The 17,174-nt window shown below is 73.6% G+C and carries 11 protein-coding genes and 1 pseudogene; 11 read left to right on the top strand and 1 reads right to left on the bottom strand.

The annotated features are described in order from the left end of the window. Nucleotides 1-38 precede the first annotated feature (38 nt). From ggt to hflX, 5 genes are all read left to right on the top strand, one after another. Complete coding sequence (gene ggt / locus B4N89_RS07125) at nucleotides 39-1,799, top strand: gamma-glutamyltransferase (protein ID WP_235618504.1); 1,761 nt, start codon at nucleotides 39-41, stop codon at nucleotides 1,797-1,799. An 89-nt stretch (nucleotides 1,800-1,888) separates the two neighbouring features. Next, nucleotides 1,889-2,743: a diaminopimelate epimerase gene (dapF, locus tag B4N89_RS07120; protein WP_078975009.1), complete on the top strand. Its 855-nt coding sequence runs from the start codon at nucleotides 1,889-1,891 to the stop codon at nucleotides 2,741-2,743. A gap of 113 nt (nucleotides 2,744-2,856) precedes the next feature. Further along, on the top strand, nucleotides 2,857-3,600 hold the full coding sequence (locus B4N89_RS07115) for an SCO6745 family protein (RefSeq protein ID WP_143657882.1): 744 nt from the start codon (nucleotides 2,857-2,859) through the stop codon (nucleotides 3,598-3,600). A gap of 226 nt (nucleotides 3,601-3,826) precedes the next feature. Next, nucleotides 3,827-4,537, top strand: a complete 711-nt coding sequence (locus B4N89_RS07110; protein ID WP_161500655.1) for a DUF4097 family beta strand repeat-containing protein — start codon at nucleotides 3,827-3,829, stop codon at nucleotides 4,535-4,537. Between the two features lie 140 nt (nucleotides 4,538-4,677). Beyond that, nucleotides 4,678-6,183, top strand: a complete 1,506-nt coding sequence (gene hflX, locus B4N89_RS07105) for a GTPase HflX (RefSeq protein WP_235618503.1) — start codon at nucleotides 4,678-4,680, stop codon at nucleotides 6,181-6,183. 62 nt (nucleotides 6,184-6,245) lie between these two features. Here the strand turns inward: hflX and B4N89_RS49650 are convergent, their stop codons facing one another. Further along, nucleotides 6,246-7,337: a trypsin-like serine peptidase gene (locus tag B4N89_RS49650; RefSeq protein WP_078975005.1), complete on the bottom strand. Its 1,092-nt coding sequence runs from the start codon at nucleotides 7,335-7,337 to the stop codon at nucleotides 6,246-6,248. A 213-nt stretch (nucleotides 7,338-7,550) separates the two neighbouring features. Here B4N89_RS49650 and B4N89_RS07095 point away from each other — a divergent pair. From B4N89_RS07095 to B4N89_RS07070, 6 genes and pseudogenes are all read left to right on the top strand, one after another. Continuing rightward, nucleotides 7,551-9,029, top strand: a pseudogene (locus B4N89_RS07095) (diaminobutyrate--2-oxoglutarate transaminase); the annotation flags it as partial. A gap of 635 nt (nucleotides 9,030-9,664) precedes the next feature. Then, complete coding sequence (locus B4N89_RS07090; RefSeq protein WP_235618502.1) at nucleotides 9,665-11,185, top strand: pyridoxal phosphate-dependent decarboxylase family protein; 1,521 nt, start codon at nucleotides 9,665-9,667, stop codon at nucleotides 11,183-11,185. Nucleotides 11,186-11,364: 179 nt separating this feature from the next. Beyond that, nucleotides 11,365-13,134, top strand: coding sequence for an IucA/IucC family protein (locus B4N89_RS07085; RefSeq protein WP_078975003.1), 1,770 nt, complete (start codon nucleotides 11,365-11,367; stop codon nucleotides 13,132-13,134). A 28-nt stretch (nucleotides 13,135-13,162) separates the two neighbouring features. Continuing rightward, nucleotides 13,163-13,831, top strand: coding sequence for a GNAT family N-acetyltransferase (locus B4N89_RS07080; protein ID WP_078975002.1), 669 nt, complete (start codon nucleotides 13,163-13,165; stop codon nucleotides 13,829-13,831). After that, entirely contained in the window at nucleotides 13,828-15,300 is a 1,473-nt protein-coding gene (locus B4N89_RS07075; RefSeq protein WP_078975001.1) for a lysine N(6)-hydroxylase/L-ornithine N(5)-oxygenase family protein, read from the top strand. Before B4N89_RS07080 ends, B4N89_RS07075 begins: the two co-directional genes overlap by 4 nt. Then, on the top strand, nucleotides 15,224-17,089 hold the full coding sequence (locus B4N89_RS07070) for an IucA/IucC family protein (protein ID WP_078975000.1): 1,866 nt from the start codon (nucleotides 15,224-15,226) through the stop codon (nucleotides 17,087-17,089). The genes B4N89_RS07075 and B4N89_RS07070 overlap by 77 nt, the downstream gene beginning before the upstream one ends. Nucleotides 17,090-17,174 lie beyond the last annotated feature (85 nt).

Raw genomic sequence — 17,174 nt, 5'->3', positions numbered from 1 at the left:
GTCGCGCCATGGCGTCGGTTGCGGCGCTGGGGCTCGCTATGACCATCCCGGGAGTGGCGTCCGCGTCGCCCGGTGGGCCGGCGGAGGCGCCGGCCAAACAACCCGTGGCCACCGGGTGGGGCGGCGCGGTGTCCAGCGTCGATCCCGACGCCACCCGGATCGGCCTGGACGTGCTGCGCCGGGGCGGCAACGCGGTGGACGCCGCGGTGGCCACGGCCGCCGCGCTGGGCGTGACCGAGCCGTACTCGTCGGGGATCGGCGGGGGCGGCTACTTCGTCTACTACGACGCGCGCAGCCGCAGTGTGCGCACCCTGGACGGGCGGGAGACGGCACCCGCGAAGATGCGGGAGGACGCCTTCCTCGACCCGGCCACCGGGTTGCCCATCCCGTTCGACCAGGGCGTCAACTCCGGGCTCTCGGTCGGGGTTCCCGGCACGCCGCAGACGTGGAACACCGCGCTGCGCACGTGGGGTACGACCAGTCTGCGGTCCGCGCTGGAGCCGGCTCGGCAACTGGCCGAGCGCGGGTTCGTGGTGGACCAAACGTTCCACGACCAGACCGCGGCGAACGCGTCCCGGTTCGACGACATCACGCCGACCGCGCAACTGTTCCTGCCGAACGGGCAACCGCCGGTCGTGGGCAGCGTGTTCCGCAATCCGGACCTGGCCCGCACGTACGAGCAACTCGGTCGCAACGGCGTCGACTGGTTCTACCGGGGCGGCCTCGGCCGCGAGGTGGTGCGCACCGCGCAACAACCGCCGGTGGCGCCGGGAGCCGACCGGGTGTTCCGGCCGGGACTGATCGAGAACGGCGACCTGGCGAACTACCGGATCCGGGAGCAGCGGCCGACCCGCCTCGACTACCGGGGCCTGGACGTCTACGGCATGGCGCCGTCCTCGTCGGGCGGGTCCACCGTGGGCGAGGCGCTGAACATCCTGGAGACCACCGACCCGCGCGCGCAGGACGAGGTCGCCGCGACGCACCACTACCTGGAGGCGTCGCGCCTGGCCTTCGCGGACCGCAACCGCTACGTGGGCGACCCCGCCTTCGTGGACGTGCCGCTCAAGGGCCTGCTCGCCGACGGTTTCGCCAAGGAACGCGCGTGCCTGATCGACCCGGACCACGCCGCCGTGAGCCCGGTGCCGCCGGGTGACCCGAAGCCGCCGTACGACCGGCGGTGCCGGGCGAGCGGCACGCCGGAGGCGACCGAGCCGATCGAGGGGTTGTCCACGACGCACCTGGTCACCGCCGACCGCTGGGGCAACGTGGTCTCCTACACGCTGACCATCGAGCAGACCGGGGGCAGTGCGATCACCGTGCCCGGACGCGGGTTCCTGCTCAACAACGAACTGACCGACTTCAACTTCGCGCCGCTGACCCCGGGCGTGTTCGACCCCAACCTGCCGGCGCCGGGGAAGCGGCCGCGCAGCAGCATGTCGCCGACGATCGTGCTGCGCGACGGTCGGCCGTTCATCGCGGTTGGCTCTCCCGGTGGGGCGACCATCATCACCACCGTGCTCCAGGTGCTGACCGAGCGGATCGATCGTGGCCTCTCGCTGCCGCAGGCGGTCGCGGCGCCGCGACTGTCGCAGCGCAACGGCGCGGCCACCGAGGTCGAACCGGGGGCGCCGGCGTGGTTGCGCACGGCGCTGGAACAACGCGGGCATGTACTCAAGGCCAACCCGGAGATCGGCGCCGCGGCGGCGCTGGAATTCCTGCCTGGCGGGCGCGTCCAGGCGGTGGCCGAACCCACCCGCCGGGGCGGCGGCGCGGCCGGCGTGGTGCACCCGGACCGATAACGGGCCGATGAACCGCGCGAGCGGCCTCGGCGGTACTCCGCCGAGGCCGCTCGCGCGTGGTCCGTCCCGCCCCGTCCTAGGATTGCGGGGTGAGCACTCTGCACTTCTTCAAGGGGCACGGCACCGAGAACGACTTCGTCATCGTGCCGGACGCCGACGGCGAACTCGACCTGTCCGCCGCGCAGGTCGCCGCGCTGTGCGACCGGCGGGCGGGCATCGGCGGCGACGGGGTGCTCCGGGTGGTGCGCTCGGCCAAGGACCCGGCCGCCGAGCACCTGGCGGGCGAGGCCGAGTGGTTCATGGACTACCGCAACGGCGACGGCTCGATCGCGGAGATGTGCGGCAACGGCGTGCGGGTGTTCGCACGGTTCCTGGTCGAGCGCGGACTGGCCGAGGCGGGCGAATTGCGGGTGGCCACGCGCGGCGGGGTCAAGGCGGTCACCGTGTCCGCCGAGGGCCCGGTCACCGTGGACATGGGCCCGGCCCGGCTGCCCGGTTCCGAGGGCATCGGGGTCGACGTCGAGGGGCGGGTGCGACCGGCGACCAACGTGGACATGGGCAACCCGCACGCGGTGGTCTTCGTCGAGGACCTGGCCCAGGCGGGCACCCTGTACACCGCGCCGACCGTGACGCCCGAGGGGGCCTATCCGCACGGGGTCAACGTCGAGTTCGTGGTGCGCCGGGCGCCGGGCCACGTGGCGATGCGGGTGCACGAGCGCGGCTCGGGAGAGACCCGGTCCTGCGGCACCGGCGCGTGCGCGGTGATGGTCGCCGCGGCGCGGGCCGACGGCGCGCAGCCCTCGGTCACCGGCGAGCCGGTCACCTACACGGTGGACGTGCCCGGCGGGCGCCTGCGAATCACCGAGCGGGTGGACGGGCACATCGAGATGACCGGCCCGGCCGTGATCGTCGCCGAGGGACGGGTCGACCTCTCCCGCCTGTGACCCCGGGTGCGGGCGTCGCGGAACCGGGGTCCGAACACCTGTGCTCGTTCGATCCGCCGTGATAGGTCTTGCCTGACATGGTCAAGCAAGGTCGTCCCCGGGGAGACACGAGCATGAGCAGCATGGACACCGCACGCGCAACCACCCGCGCGGTCAAGAAGACGGTGCAGGCGGCCGGGGCGTTCTTCTTCGCGCCGCACACCGTCGCGCGCGGCGCCGAACTGGGGTTGGACGGCGTGACGCTCTACGTCGCCGGCCGCGGCGGCGTGCTCGGCGACGTCGACGACGCCGCGGTGGTCGCCGCGTTCCACCACTTCACCGCCGACGCGCTGCTTCCGCTGTGGCAGGGCGGCAGGAAGGTCGCGCCGCCCGAGCGGATCGGCGCGCTGTACGCCCAATGCGCCCGCGACTGGGGGCGCGAGCATCTCGCCGACCTGCCGGAGGCGGCCCGGCTGGCGGAGATCACCACCACGATCGTGCGGGCCAACGACCTGGGCGCGCTGGCCCCGCTGTACTCGGCCTGGCGCGGTGTACCTCTTGCGGATGATGCGCCCGCCCGGCTCGCGCAGAACCTGCAGACGCTGCGCGAGCACCGCGGCGGCCTGCACGTCCTGGCCCTGGCCGCGCACCGCCTGACCGCCGTCGAGGCGCAGGCGGCCGAGGCGAGCCCCTACCTCGAGTTCTACGGCCACACCAAGCCGTTTCCGCAGGTCACCGACGAGCTGACGGCACGCCGACGGGCCGCGGAGGACACCACGGACGAGCTGGTGGCGGCCGCATATGCCGTGCTCGACGAGGCCGAGTCGGCCGAATTCGCGGCGCTGGCACCGGCGTTGGGCGCCCGGCTGGCGCACTGACCGGCGCGTCCGGTCCCGGTACCGGGGTCCGGGACAACCCCGAGGCGGGCCCTGCCTGGAGGTGGAGTGCCTCGGGGTGGCCTCATGCCAGGGAAGGAGCCGGCCAACCCGACGCCGGACCGACGCGGGGAACAAGGGGTGCTTCCTAGCCTTGAGGGCAAGAGGACAGCGGGGGAGTGGTCGTGCGTTCGGGCGGCGTACCCCGCCCCGACCCAAGGAGACCCTTATGGCTGCCCGCAACCGTCGTCTGGCCCTGCTCGGCCCGCTCGTCGCGCTTCCGCTGGTCCTGACCGCGTGCGAGTTCAACGTGGACACCGACCACGACGCGGAGAAGAAGACCACCTCCTACGACGTCTCGCAGAGCGTGAAGTCGCTCAAGGTGGACAGCGCGGCGGGCAACGTCAAGGTGACCGAGGGCGACGTCAACGTGGTCAAGGTGACCGAGAAACAGCATTACGACAAGACCGCGCCGACGACCACGCACAACGTGGACGGCAACGGCCAACTGGTCCTGGACTACGACTGCGCGAGCAAGAAGGCGTGCTTCGTGGCGTACGAGGTGACCATCCCGCGCGGCGGCGCCGCGCTCGACATCCGCACCGACGCGGGCAACGTGACGCTGCGCGATGTGACCGGGACGCTCAACCTGCACACCAGCGCGGGCAAGATCGACGGCGAGGGGATCACCTCGGCGAAGGTGACCGCACAGACGAGCGCGGGCTCGATCGACATGACCTTCACCAAGGCGCCCACCGACGTCAGCGCCAAGACCGACGCGGGTCGGGCGACGGTGCGGGTGCCCGGCGGGCAGCAGTACGCGACGGATGTGTCCACCGCGATAGGCGACAGCGACGTCAAGGTCTCGCGCAACGACCAGTCGCCGCACAAGATCAAGGTGCGCACCGAGGTCGGGCAGGCCCGACTGCTGACCTCGTGAAACCGCGGCGGGCCGCGCCCCGGTTCGCTTCGGGCGAACCGGCCGAAAACCCGGATGCCCGATCGCGGACCCTCGTGGGACCATCGTGACGGCCGCTTCGGGGAATGGAGCGGCCCGCCGACTACGTTGAACAGGACGATATGACTTCTCGCTCACACCGCGCCGGACACGACGACACGGACTCGACTCCCCATTTCGACGACGCCGACGGCTTCGACGACGGAGCGGCCTTCGACGGATTCGGACCGGGCGATGACGTCGGGGGTCGTCCGGTCGACTACGACGGCGACCAATTCGACCGTGACGAGCGCAGCGCGCTGCGCCGGGTGGTCGGTCTGTCGACCGAGCTGACCGATGTCACCGAGGTCGAATACCGTCAGCTTCGCCTGGAACGGGTGGTCCTCGTCGGGGTCTGGACCGACGGAACCGCCGCCGACGCCGAATACTCGCTCAAGGAACTCGCCGCGCTCGCGGAGACCGCGGGCTCGGAGGTGCTGGACGGGCTGATCCAGCGCCGCGACAAGCCCGACCCGGCGACCTACATCGGCTCCGGCAAGGCCCGCGAACTGCGTGACGTGGTGATCGCCACCGGCGCGGACACCGTGGTCTGCGACGGTGAACTGACGCCCGGTCAGCTGATCCAGCTGGAAGACGTCGTCAAGGTCAAGGTCGTGGACCGCACGGCACTGATCCTGGACATCTTCGCCCAGCACGCCAAGTCCCGAGAGGGCAAGGCGCAGGTCTCGCTGGCGCAGATGCAGTACATGCTGCCGCGCCTGCGCGGCTGGGGCGCCTCGCTGTCGCGCCAGATGGGTGGCGGCGGCGGTGGCGGCATGGCCACGCGTGGTCCCGGTGAGACGAAGATCGAGACCGATCGTCGGCGCATCCGGGAGAAGATGGCCAAGATGCGCCGCGAGATCGCGGACATGAAGAAGGCCCGCGACACCAAGCGCCAGGAGCGCCGCCGCAACGCGGTTCCCTCGGTGGCCATCGCGGGTTACACCAACGCCGGCAAGTCCTCGATCCTGAACCGGTTGACCGGCGCGGGCGTGCTGGTGGAGAACGCGCTGTTCGCCACGCTGGATCCGACGGTGCGCCGGGCGGAGACGCCCAGCGGACGCGGCTACACGCTGGCGGACACGGTCGGTTTCGTGCGGCACCTGCCGCACCAGCTGGTCGAGGCGTTCCGGTCCACCCTGGAGGAGGTCGCCGACGCCGATCTGATCCTGCACGTGGTGGACGGCTCCGACCCCACGCCGGAGGCCCAACTGGCGGCCGTGCGCGAGGTGTTCACCGAGGTCGACGCACACCGCGTGCGGGAGATCGTGGTGGTGAACAAGGCCGACGCGGCCGATCCGGAGGTGTTGGCGCGGCTGCTCCGTCGGGAGAAGCACGCGATCGTGGTGTCCGCCCGTACCGGGCAGGGCATGGACGAACTGCTTGCGCTGATCGACGAGGAACTGCCGCGTCCCGACGTCGAGGTCGAGGTGGTCGTGCCGTACGAGCGCGGCGACCTGGTGGCGAAGGTGCACGCGAGCGGCGAACTGCTCGGCACCGAGCACCGCGAGTCGGGCACCTGGCTGCACGCCCGGGTGGGCCGGCAACTCGCGGCCGAGTTGGAGCGGTTCGTGGTGGTCAAGGGCTGATCGTCGGATGGTGAGGGCCCGGGTCGCGGAGGCGACCCGGGCCCTCGTCGTGTCCGGCCGGGTCAGCGCTTGCGCTTGAGGTTGTCGAGCATGCGGCGGGCCTCCTGGTCCAGGTAGGGGCCGGCGATCCAGGTGTGGCCGGCGCCGCTGAGCGCGCTGTTCCCGATCAGGCACAGCGTGCCGTCGGGGGCGGTGGCGTACCAGCCGCCGCCGCTGGCGCCCGCGGTCATGGTGCAGCCGATGCGCAGCAGGGGCGGGGTGTTCGGGTCGACGGTCATCCGGCGCGGGGCCTGGGCGCAGCCGAACATGGTCAGGCCGTCGAAGGGGGCGTCCTGCGGGTAGCCGTAGGCGCCGGTTTCGGCCAGCTCGCGCGGGGCGTCGAACCACACCGGCAGGGCGCGGCCGACCACCTCCTCGAGGCTGCGCCCGCTGCGGTCGGGGTTGCGCACCTCGACCACCGCGTAGTCGTACGAGGTGGCGGAGGAGGTGGCGTTGGTGCCGCCGTCGCGCCACTGGTCGGAGGTGGCCACGGAGGTCGCCCACCACTGGCCGAAGGGGGCGACCGGGCCGGGGTTGCCGAGGTTGGCGAGGGTGGCCTGGCCGCTGCTGTTGAACGCGGGCACGAATTGCAGGTTGGCGAACCAGGTGCCGCCGCGCCCGGCGTGTACGCAGTGGCCGGCGGTCCACACCAGGTTGCTGCGGCCGGGCCGCTTGGGGTCGGCGATCACGGTGCCCGAGCAGACGGAGGGGCCGTCGGGGGCCTCGAAGAAGAGTTTGCCGACGGCGACCGTGCCGGCTTCGCCGGTGTACGGGCGGGCGACCGCGCGGGCCTGTACCGGCGGCGGTTTGGCCTCGGCGAGCACGTCGGGCAGCGGTTCCGGGCCGGCCGGTGCCCCGGTGCGTCCGGGGTCGGGCGAGGGCGGGGGTACGGCCGGGCCGTCCTCGCTGCCGCGCGGCTCGCGCGGTTTGGCCCGACTCATCCGCTCCGGGGTCCAGTGCGCGGGATCGCCGGGATCGGCGAGTGCCGCCGGCCCCCGGCCGTGGCCGCCGTCGGTGCCGACGCCGCCCAGTGTCAGTGCCATGACGGTGCCCGTCACCAGCAGCGACACCGCCACCGTCAGCGTGACGAACAGCGTGCGAACGCCGCGCGTCAAGCGCCCACCTCCCCGTGTGCGCCCCCCGTGTGTGCCGGTCGACAGTATCGGAGGGGCCGCCGCCCGTGATCGGGCGGCCGTTCGGTCGTTGTCAGCACGGGGGGTCGTCGATTCGGTGAATGTCACTCTTTGTGGTGATGGCGTGGCGGTCCGCTGTCATGCAAAGGTAAGCCTTACCTAACTTTCGATCGCCCTCGTGGAGGTGCCGCAGTCATGACCGCCGCCCTGACCAGGCCGGACGACCGCTCCGGTGCCCCGGATCCCACCCCGCTCGGGCCGCCCGTCGACGCCGCGAGCCCCGACGGCGGAGGGCGGGGCGGTGCCGCGATCGGCCGGCAGCGCTCGGGGGCCGCGAGTGCCGACGCGTCGGGCATCCTGCGGCGACAGGCCGCCCGCGAGTCCTCGGCCCGCACCTACGCGCGCTCCTTGCCGATCGTCCCGGTCCGGGCTCGCGGCATGACCGTCGAGGGCGCGGACGGCCGGCGCTACCTCGACTGCCTCTCCGGCGCCGGCACGCTGGCCCTGGGCCACAACCACCCTGTGGTGCTCGCCGCGATCCGGGGTGTGCTCGACACCGGCGCGCCGCTGCACGTGCTCGACCTGGCCACCCCGGTCAAGGACCGGTTCGTCGAGGAGTTGTTCGCCACGCTGCCGCCGGAGTTGGCGCGCGACGGGCGGATTCAGTTCTGCGGGCCGGCCGGCACCGACGCGGTGGAGGCGGCGCTCAAACTGGTGCGGACCGCGACCGGGCGGCGCGGGGTGGTCGCGTTCACCGGGGCCTACCACGGAATGACCGCGGGGGCGCTGGCGGTCAGCGGCGACACCGCGATCCGGGACGCGACCGGGGCGGGCACGGGCGACACGGTGCGGCTGCCGTTCCCGCAGGACTACCGCTGCCCGTTCGGTGTGGGCGGGGCCGAGGGCGCGCGGATCGCCGGGCACTACGCGGGCACGCTGCTCGCCGATCCGGGCGGCGGCGTGCCGACACCCGCCGGGATGATCGTGGAACCGGTCCAGGGCGAGGGCGGGGTGCTGCCGGCGCCCGACGAGTGGTTGCGCGAGCTGCGCCGGCTCACCGCCGAGCGGGGGATCCCGCTGATCGCCGACGAGGTACAGACCGGCCTGGGGCGCACCGGCGCGATGTGGGGAGTGGACCACGCCGGCGTGGTGCCCGACGTGATGGTGGTGTCCAAGGCGATCGGCGGCAGCCTGCCGCTGGCCGTGGTGGTCTACCGGGCCGAACTCGACCGCTGGTGGCCCGGCGCGCACGCGGGCACCTTCCGCGGCAACCAGCTGGCGATGGCGGCCGGCACCGCCACCATCGCGTTCGTGCGCGAGCACCGTCTGCACGAGCACGCGGCCCGCGTCGGCGCCCGACTCGCGGGCGCGCTCCGGGGCCTGATGCCCGGCCGGCCCGCGATCGGCGAGGTGCGCGGGCGGGGCCTGATGCTCGGCGTGGAGATCGTCGAGCCCGACGCGGCGCCGGATGCGATCGGGGCCCGGCCGGCGGCACCCGGGCTTGCGCTCGCGGTGCGGCGCGAGGCGCTGGCCCGGGGGCTGATCGTGGAGCTGGGCGGGCGACACGACAGTGTGGTGCGGTTGCTGCCGCCGCTGACGATGACCGAGGTCCAGGCCGACGCGGTCCTGGAGCGCCTGGCCGAGGCCATCGAGGCGGCCCGGGCGGGATATCGCGGCCCGGCCGCCGAATCCGCCGGCACCGGAACCGGGACGGCCCGGTTCGCCCGTGCCGGCTCTGCGAGTGCCGGGGCGGCGGACTCCGGGCCGGGGGCCACCGGGTTCGCGAGTGCCGGAACCTCGATGCCCCCATCTGTAAACGGGGCGGCCGGGGCGGGAAACGGCGGTCCGACCGCCGGGCCTCCAGGGAGTGGGTCCGAGGGCGCCGGGGCTGGGAGCGCCGGATTCTCGGGTGGCGGGTGCGGGGGTGCCGAGTGTGAGGCGAGCGGGTCCGGGGGCGTCGGGTCCGAGGACACCGGAGGTGGGAGCGGCGGACTCCCGGGTGTCGAGCGTGTGGTCGTCGAGTCCGAGACGGCTGGGTCCGAGGACGCCGGAGGTGGGAGCGGCGGACTCCCGGGTGTCGAGCGTGTGGTCGTCGAGTTCGAGACGGCTGGGTCCGAGGACGCCGGAGGTGGGAGTGCCGGGTTTTCGGGGCTCGGGTGGGCGGTCGCCGGGTCCGAGGTGAGCGGGTTCCCGGGTGGTGGGTTCGAGGGTGCCGAGGGTGGGAGCGGCGGGTTCTCGGGGGTCGGGTTCGTGGCTGTCGGATCGGAGTCGGTGTGAGGGCCGGGCGGGGGGTGGGGCACCCCGTCGGGGTGTCGCTCTCGGGGGGTGTGGCCGGGGCCGACGCGTTGCGGGAGCTGGTCGACGTCGCGCTCGGCGCGATGGACGCCGGGGTCGGTGCGCGGGGCGGGCCGTTGCCGTCGGGTGGGCCGGCCGCGGTGGCGGTCGAGGTGGCCCGGGTGCTCGGCTCCGGTGCGGTGGGGCCGGTGCCGGCCGCGCGAGGTGCGGCGTCGGCGGGCCCGGGCCCCGGGACGCTGCCGGACATCGGGGTGGGTGACGTCGCCGCGTTGCGCGAGTTGTCCGCGCTGCTCGCGTGGGGGTCCGCCGACCCGGCCGATCCGCGTTGCGCCGGCCACCTGCACTGCCCGCCGCTGGCCGTCGCGGTGGCCGCCGACCTGATCGCCTCCGCACTGAATCCCTCGCTCGACTCGTGGGACCAGGCACCGGCGGCGGTGGCCCTGGAGGCCGAGGTGGTGGCCGCGCTCGCCGGTCTGGTCGGCTTCCCGCCCGGCGGCGCGGGCGGCACGATCACCGGCGGCGGCACCGAGTCGAACCTGACGGGACTGCTCCTGGCCCGCGACGCGCTGGGCCCGGGAGTGGGCCGGCGGCGGATCCTGTGCTCGCGCGACGCGCACTTCTCCATCCGCCGCTGCGCCGGCCACCTGGGCCTGGGCGAGGACGCGGTGGTCACGGTGCCCACCGACGCCGACCACCGGATGGATCCGCACGCACTGGCGGCCGCGGTCGGACGGGTGCGGGCGGGCAACGACCGGATCGCGGCGATCGTGGCCACGGCCGGCACCACCGACCTGGGCGCGATCGACCCGCTGCCGGCGATCGCCGCGGTGGCGCGCGCGGCGGGCGCGTGGTTGCACGTGGACGCGGCCTACGGCGGCGGCGCGCTGTTCTCGGACCGGCTCACGCCGCTGCTCACCGGCCTCGAAGGCGCCCACTCGGTGAGTCTGGACCTGCACAAACTCGGCTGGCAGCCGATCGCGGCCGGGGTGTTCCTGGTCCGCGACGCGGCCTTGCTCGGGCCGCTCGCCCAGCGCGCCGCCTACCTCAACCCCGACGACGACCAACGGGCCGGCTACGTCAGCCTGTTGGGCAACTCGCCGCGCACCACGCGCCGCGCCGACGTGTTCAAGATCGCGGTCACCCTGCGCGCCCTCGGCCGGGCCGGACTGGGCGAGTTGGTGGACCGCTGCCACGACCTGGCCCGACACGCGGCCGAGGCGATCCGGGCCGACCCGCACCTGGAACTGGCCGCCGATCCCGTGCTCACCACCGTGGTCTTTCGCTACCTCCCCCGAGGCCACGCCCCCGACGACCCGGCCGAGCGGACCGAGGCGGACCGGGTCAACGCGGCGCTGCGGCGCCGGCTGCTGTACGAGGGGCGCGCGGTGGTCGGCCGTACCGAACTGGGCGACGGGCCCGGCGCGGTCCGCCTCAAACTCACCCTGCTCAACCCCGACACCACCGGCGCCGACCTCACCGCGCTGCTCGCCGCGGTGGTCGAGGCGGGGCGCGCGGAAAGCACGACCTCGGGCTGACGCTCCGTCAACAATCTTCGTTACCGCGCGCCTCGCGTATTCGCGACCATCCTCGCCAAACAATCGACACGGGTCGAAATCTCCATATCCCGAATGCCGCCTCCCACACGACTACCGATCTCCGATTTCCGATTTCCGGGCATCGACCACCGGGTCGATCGACACCACACGGAGCAGCGATGACCATCGCGGGTCCCGACCCGTCCGCCGTGCGGACGGATTCCGAAACGGACCACCTCGACGCGCCGGACACCCGGCACGCCGCCGACGCGGCGACGGTCGAATGCCTGCTCCGCTGCTGGGTGCGCGAACACGCGCTGCCGAGACCGGAGTCGGACGTGCTCACCGTCGAACTGCGCGGGGTCGGCCGGACCCTGACGGTCGAGGTGCGCTACTGGTCGCCGGCGGGCTGGCACCGCTTCGGCGCCGCGCACCTGGACGACGAGGGGCCGCTCAACGCGGTCACACTGGCCCTGGTGCTCGGCGACGAGGCGAGCGCGAGCGGGGCCGGCGCGGCGGGCGGGGCCTGCGGCGACACCGCGATCCGGGTGGCCGACTCGGTCACCCACGCCGAGCGCTACATCGCCCACCGGCGCGCGCATCCCGAAGACCCGCCCGGGACCACCCCGTTCCTGGCCGCCGAGCAGTCCCTGGTGCTCGGCCACCCGATGCACCCCACACCCAAGAGCCGGGACCGGCTCGACCCCGACGAGGACGCCGCGTGGTCCCCGGAGTTGCGCGGATCCTTCCCGCTGCACTGGTTCGCCGCCGACGCCGACCTGGTCGGCCAGGACAGCGCGCTGGACCGGGAGGCCGCCGACGTGCTGGCCGACCTCGCCGGGGAGTTGCGCGCCCCCGAGGGCACCGTGCTCGTGCCCGCCCACCCGTGGCAGGCCCGCGACCTGCCGCGGCGCCCGCATCTGCGCGCCCTGCTCGATGCCGGCCGATTGCGCGACCTGGGCCCCGCCGGAGCCCCCTGGCACCCCACCTCCTCGGTGCGCACGGTGTACCGGCCCGACGCCGAGGTCATGCTCAAACTCTCGCTCGGCCTGCGGATCACCAACTCCCGGCGGGAGAACCTGCCCAAGGAACTGCTGCGCGGCATCGAGGTGCACCGCATCCTGCGCTCCGGCCTGGAACACGAACTGTGGGCCGTGCACCCCACGTTCGACATCGTCCGGGACCCGGCCTGGATCTCGGTGGCCCCGCCGGAGCCGTTCCCGCGCCCGGACCGGCCCGCGGCCGGCCTGGAACTGGTGCTGCGGGCCAACCCGTTCGGCGCCGGCGACCGCGTCTCGTGCCTGGCCGCGCTGGTCGCCGAACGCCCCGGGATCGGCCCCTCGCGGCTGGCCGGACACGTACACACCCTCGCCGAGCGCACCGGGCGCGCGCCGGCGTCGGTGGCCGAGGAGTGGTTCGAGCGCTACCTGGCGGTGGTGGCCGAGCCGGTGTTGTGGCTCGACCGGCACGCCGGCATCGCGCTGGAGGCGCACCAGCAGAACACCCTGGTCCTGCTCGACGCCGACGGGCTGCCCTCGGGCGGGCGCTACCGGGACAACCAGGGCTACTACTTCCGCGCCTCGCGCGCCGGCGACCTGGCCCGCCGGTCGCCCGCGGCCGGGGTGGCCAGCGACACGATCGTGCCGGACGAGATCGCCGACGAACGCCTGGCCTACTACCTGGGGGTCAACAACCTGCTCGGCCTGATCGGCGCGTTCGGCGCACAGGGGCTCGTCGACGAGCGGGTCCTGCTGGCCCGCCTGCGCGCCCTGCTGGCCCGCCACGCCCGGGACAGCGGCGCCGCGCGCTCGCTGCTGACCGATCCGCGCCCGCGCTGCAAGGCCAATCTGCTGACCCGGCTGCACGGCCTCGACGAACTCGTCGGGCCGGTCGCCACCCAGTCGATCTACGTGCACATCCGCAATCCGCTCGCCGACGCCCCCGCGTGAGCCCGGCCCCAGGAGGTTCCGTCCCCGTATGAGCCCGTCATTCCTCTCGTCCCCCGAGACCCCGCTCGCCGAGGCCGAGACGCTGCGCCTGAACACCCGCCGGCCGCGCACGGGGCCGACCGGCCCGCTCACCGAGGCCGCCCGCTGGGGCGCGCTCACCCTGCCGGTCGGGCGGTTCTCGCTGCACGAGGTGAACCCCAAGCGCGATCTGCCACTCCTGCACGCGTGGATGAACGACCCGGTGACCGCCCGCTGGTGGGAGCTGGCCGGGGACGAGGAGCTGGTGCGCCGACACCTGGCGACCCAGGCCGTGCGCGGCCACAGCAACGCCTACCTGGGCTGCCTCGACGACGAGCCGGTCAGCTACTGGGAGCTGTACCGGGCCGACCTTGACGACCTGGCCCGGCACTACCCCGCGCGCCCGCACGACGTGGGCATCCACCTGCTGATCGGACCCGCCGGTGCGCGCGGGCGCGGGATCGGCTCGCTGCTGCTGCGCGCGGTCACCGAACTGGTGCTGCGCGCCGCGCCCGACACGATGCGGGTGGTGGCCGAGCCGGACGTGCGCAACGAGGCGTCGGTGCGCGCCTTCGAACGGGCCGGCTTCCGGCGCCAGGGCGATGTGCTCCTGCCGGACAAGACCGCCGCGCTGATGGTGCGCCCGCGCACCGTGCGGGAGTCGGGTGCCCGCCCGTGACCGATCTCCTGCCCGCGCCGCGCCGGGCGGCCGACCCCGGCGCGGTGGTGCACGACCTGGTGGGCATCGGCATCGGGCCGTTCAACCTGGCGCTGGCGGCGCTCGCCGACCGGGTCGAGCCGCTGCGCACGCTGTTCTTGGACCGCGCGCCCACGTTCAGCTGGCATCCGGGGCTGCTCCTGGACGGCACCACCCTCCAGGTGCCCTTCCTGGCCGACCTGGTCACCCTGGTCGACCCGACCAGCCCGTGGTCGTTCCTGGCCTATCTGCGCGCGCACGACCGGCTCTTCCCGTTCTACTTCGCCGAACGCCTGCACGTGCCCCGGCGCGAATACGACCACTACTGCCGCTGGGTCGCCGAGGCACTGCCCGCCTGCCGCTTCGGCAGCGAGGTGCTCTCCGTCGCCTGGGAGGGCGACCTGTACCGGATCGACTTTCGCGACGTGGCCGACGGCGAGCACCACCGGGTGCACGCGCGGCACGTGGTGCTCGGCATCGGCACCGAACCGGTGGTGCCCGAGCCGTTCGCGCATTTGCTCGGGGACAGCGTGCTGCACGCGGCCGACTACCTCGACCACCGCGCCGACCTCACCGACGCCGAGGACGTCACGGTGCTCGGCTCGGGCCAGTCCGGTGCGGAGGTGTTCCTGGACCTGCTGCGCCGCCGCACCGGCCCCGGCGGGCGGCTGACCTGGCTGACCCGATCGCCCGCGTTCGCCCCGATGGAATACTCCAAACTCGGTCTGGAGCACTTCACGCCCGACTACACGCGCTACTTCCACGGCCTGCCCGAGCCGGTGCGCGACCGACTGCTGCCCGAGCAGTGGCAGTTGTACAAGGCGATCAGCGCGGAGACCATCGCCGCGATCCACGACGAGTTGTACGAGCGCGGCATCGCCGGCGGCCGGGTGCGCGCCACGCTGATGCCCGACGTGACGGTCACCGCCGCGCGGATCACCGGCGACGGGGTGGAACTGGGCTGCCGCCACGGCGAGCAGGACCGCGCGTTCACCGTCCGTACCGATCGGGTCGTGCTGGCCACCGGCTACGCGCAGCGGCACCCCGCGATGCTCGACCCGCTGTGGGACCTGATCAGCCGGGACGCCGCCGGGCGTCCGCTGATCGACCTGGACCACCGGGTCGCCCTGCCCGCGCACGTCACCGGCGGCCTGTACACGCAAAACGCCGAGCTGCACACGCACGGCGTGGGCACACCCGATCTGGGCCTGGGCGCACACCGGGCCGCGACCATCCTCAACTCCGTGTGCGGCAGCGCGGTCTACCGACTGCCGATCCGCACCGCGTTCACCACGTTCGGCCTGGCCGCGGGCGATACCGAGCCCGCGCGCCGACCGCACCGACGGAGCGCGACCGACCCCCCAGAGGTACGCAATGTCGCAGTCGAACCCGGCAGCGGAGCCCATCGAGGCCGAACTGCCGTACCAGGGCGCCCGACACGCAGCGCCTGAGCCCGCCTCCCGGGTACCCGCCGCGCGCCACGGCGTGCCCCCCACGGATCCGCAGCTGTGGCGGCGGGTCAACCGGGACATGATCGCCAAGGCGATCGCCGAGTTCGCCTACGAGGACCTGCTCACGCCCGTCGCCGACGGCGACGCCTACGCCGTCGAAGTGTCCGGCGACGTGCGCTACCGCTTCCGGGCCCGGCGCGGCGCCTACGACGCGTGGCACGTGGACCCGGCCTCGGTGGTGCGCGAGTGGGAGGGCGGCGCCGATCCGGCCGAGGACATGCTCCAGTTCCTGCTCGACGCGCACACCGTGATCGGCCTCGCCGGCGACACGGCCGGGCACCTGGTGCGCGAGTTGACCGCGACGCTGACCGCCGATGCGGTGACCGCGGCGAGCGCGCCGACCGCGGCCGTGCTGGCCGACCTGGGCTACGCCGAACTGGAGGGCCACCAGACCGGTCACCCGTGGATCGTGCCGAACAAGGGCCGCGTCGGCTTCTCCGCGAGCGACGCGCGCGCCTACGCGCCCGAGGCGCGCCGCCCGATGCGGCTGCCGTGGATCGCGGTGCACCAGGACCTGGCGGTGTGGCGGTCGGTGCCGGGGCTGGCCGAGCAGCGGCTGTACGCCGAGGAACTGGACCCGGCGACCGGCGAGCGCTTCCACCACGCGCTGGCCGCCCGGGTGTCGGCGCCGGAGGAATTCCGGTGGCTCCCGGTGCACCCGTGGCAGTGGGACGAGACGATCGCGACGCTGTTCGCGCCGGAGTTGGCCGCCGGGCGGATCGTGCCGCTGGGCGAGGCCGAGGACCGACACCTGGCCCAGCAGTCGGTCCGTACCTTCCTCAACGTGGACCACCCCGCCCGCCGCACCGTCAAACTGCCGCTGTCGGTGCTCAACACGCTGGTGTGGCGCGGCCTGCCCAGCGAGCGCACCCTCGCCGCGCCCGCGGTCACCGCGTGGGTGCACGGCTTGCGCGACGCGGACCCGTTCCTGCGCGACGAATGCCGGGTGATCATGCTCGGCGAGACCGCGTCGATCACGGTGCGCCATCCGGTGCTCGAGGAACTGCCCGGCGTGCCCTACCAGTACCGCGAACTGCTCGGCGCGATCTGGCGCGAACCGCTGGCCCCGTACCTCGACGAGGGCGAGCGCGCCCGCACCCTCGCCTCGCTGCTGCACGTGGACCCGGCCGGGCGGCCGTTCGTCGCCGAACTGATCGAACGCTCCGGCCTGGCTCCCCGGGTGTGGCTGCGCCGGCTCTTCCACGCGCTGCTGCCGCCGCTGCTGCACTGCCTGTACCGCTACGGCCTGGTGTTCTCGCCGCACGGGGAGAACACGATCGTGGTCTTCGACGAGCACGACGTCCCGGTCCGGCTGGCCATCAAGGACTTCGTCGACGACGTCAACATCAGCGACCGGCCGCTGCCGGAACTGGCCGCGCTGCCCGCCGACGTGGACGCGGTCCTGCTCCGCGAGAAGCCCGACTACCTGTGCCAGTTCATCCACGCCGCGCTCTTGGTCGGCCACCACCGCTACCTCGCCGATCTCGCGGTCGCCCACCTGGGCATCCCGCAAGAGGGGTTCTGGGCGCTGGTCCGCGAGGAGGTGCTGGACCACCAGGCGGCGTTCCCCGAACTCCGGGACCGCTTCGAGCTGTTCGACCTGCTCACGCCCCGGATCGACCGGCTGTGCCTGAACCGCAATCGGCTGCTCCTGGACGGCTACCGGGACCGCCCCACCCGCCCGCACGTGGGCGCGCACGGGACCGTCCCCAACGCGCTGTGCATGTGAGCCGCACCCCGATCGGACCCGGGCTCGCGAACAACCTGTCCGGTTTGCCGATGGTGTGATCCCCATCACGATGCCAGAATGCGGC

The organism is Embleya scabrispora (assembly GCF_002024165.1).
In the GTDB taxonomy this organism is placed as follows: Bacteria; Actinomycetota; Actinomycetes; order Streptomycetales; family Streptomycetaceae; genus Embleya; species Embleya scabrispora_A.
This window is presented reverse-complemented; position numbering and strand designations above follow the sequence as displayed.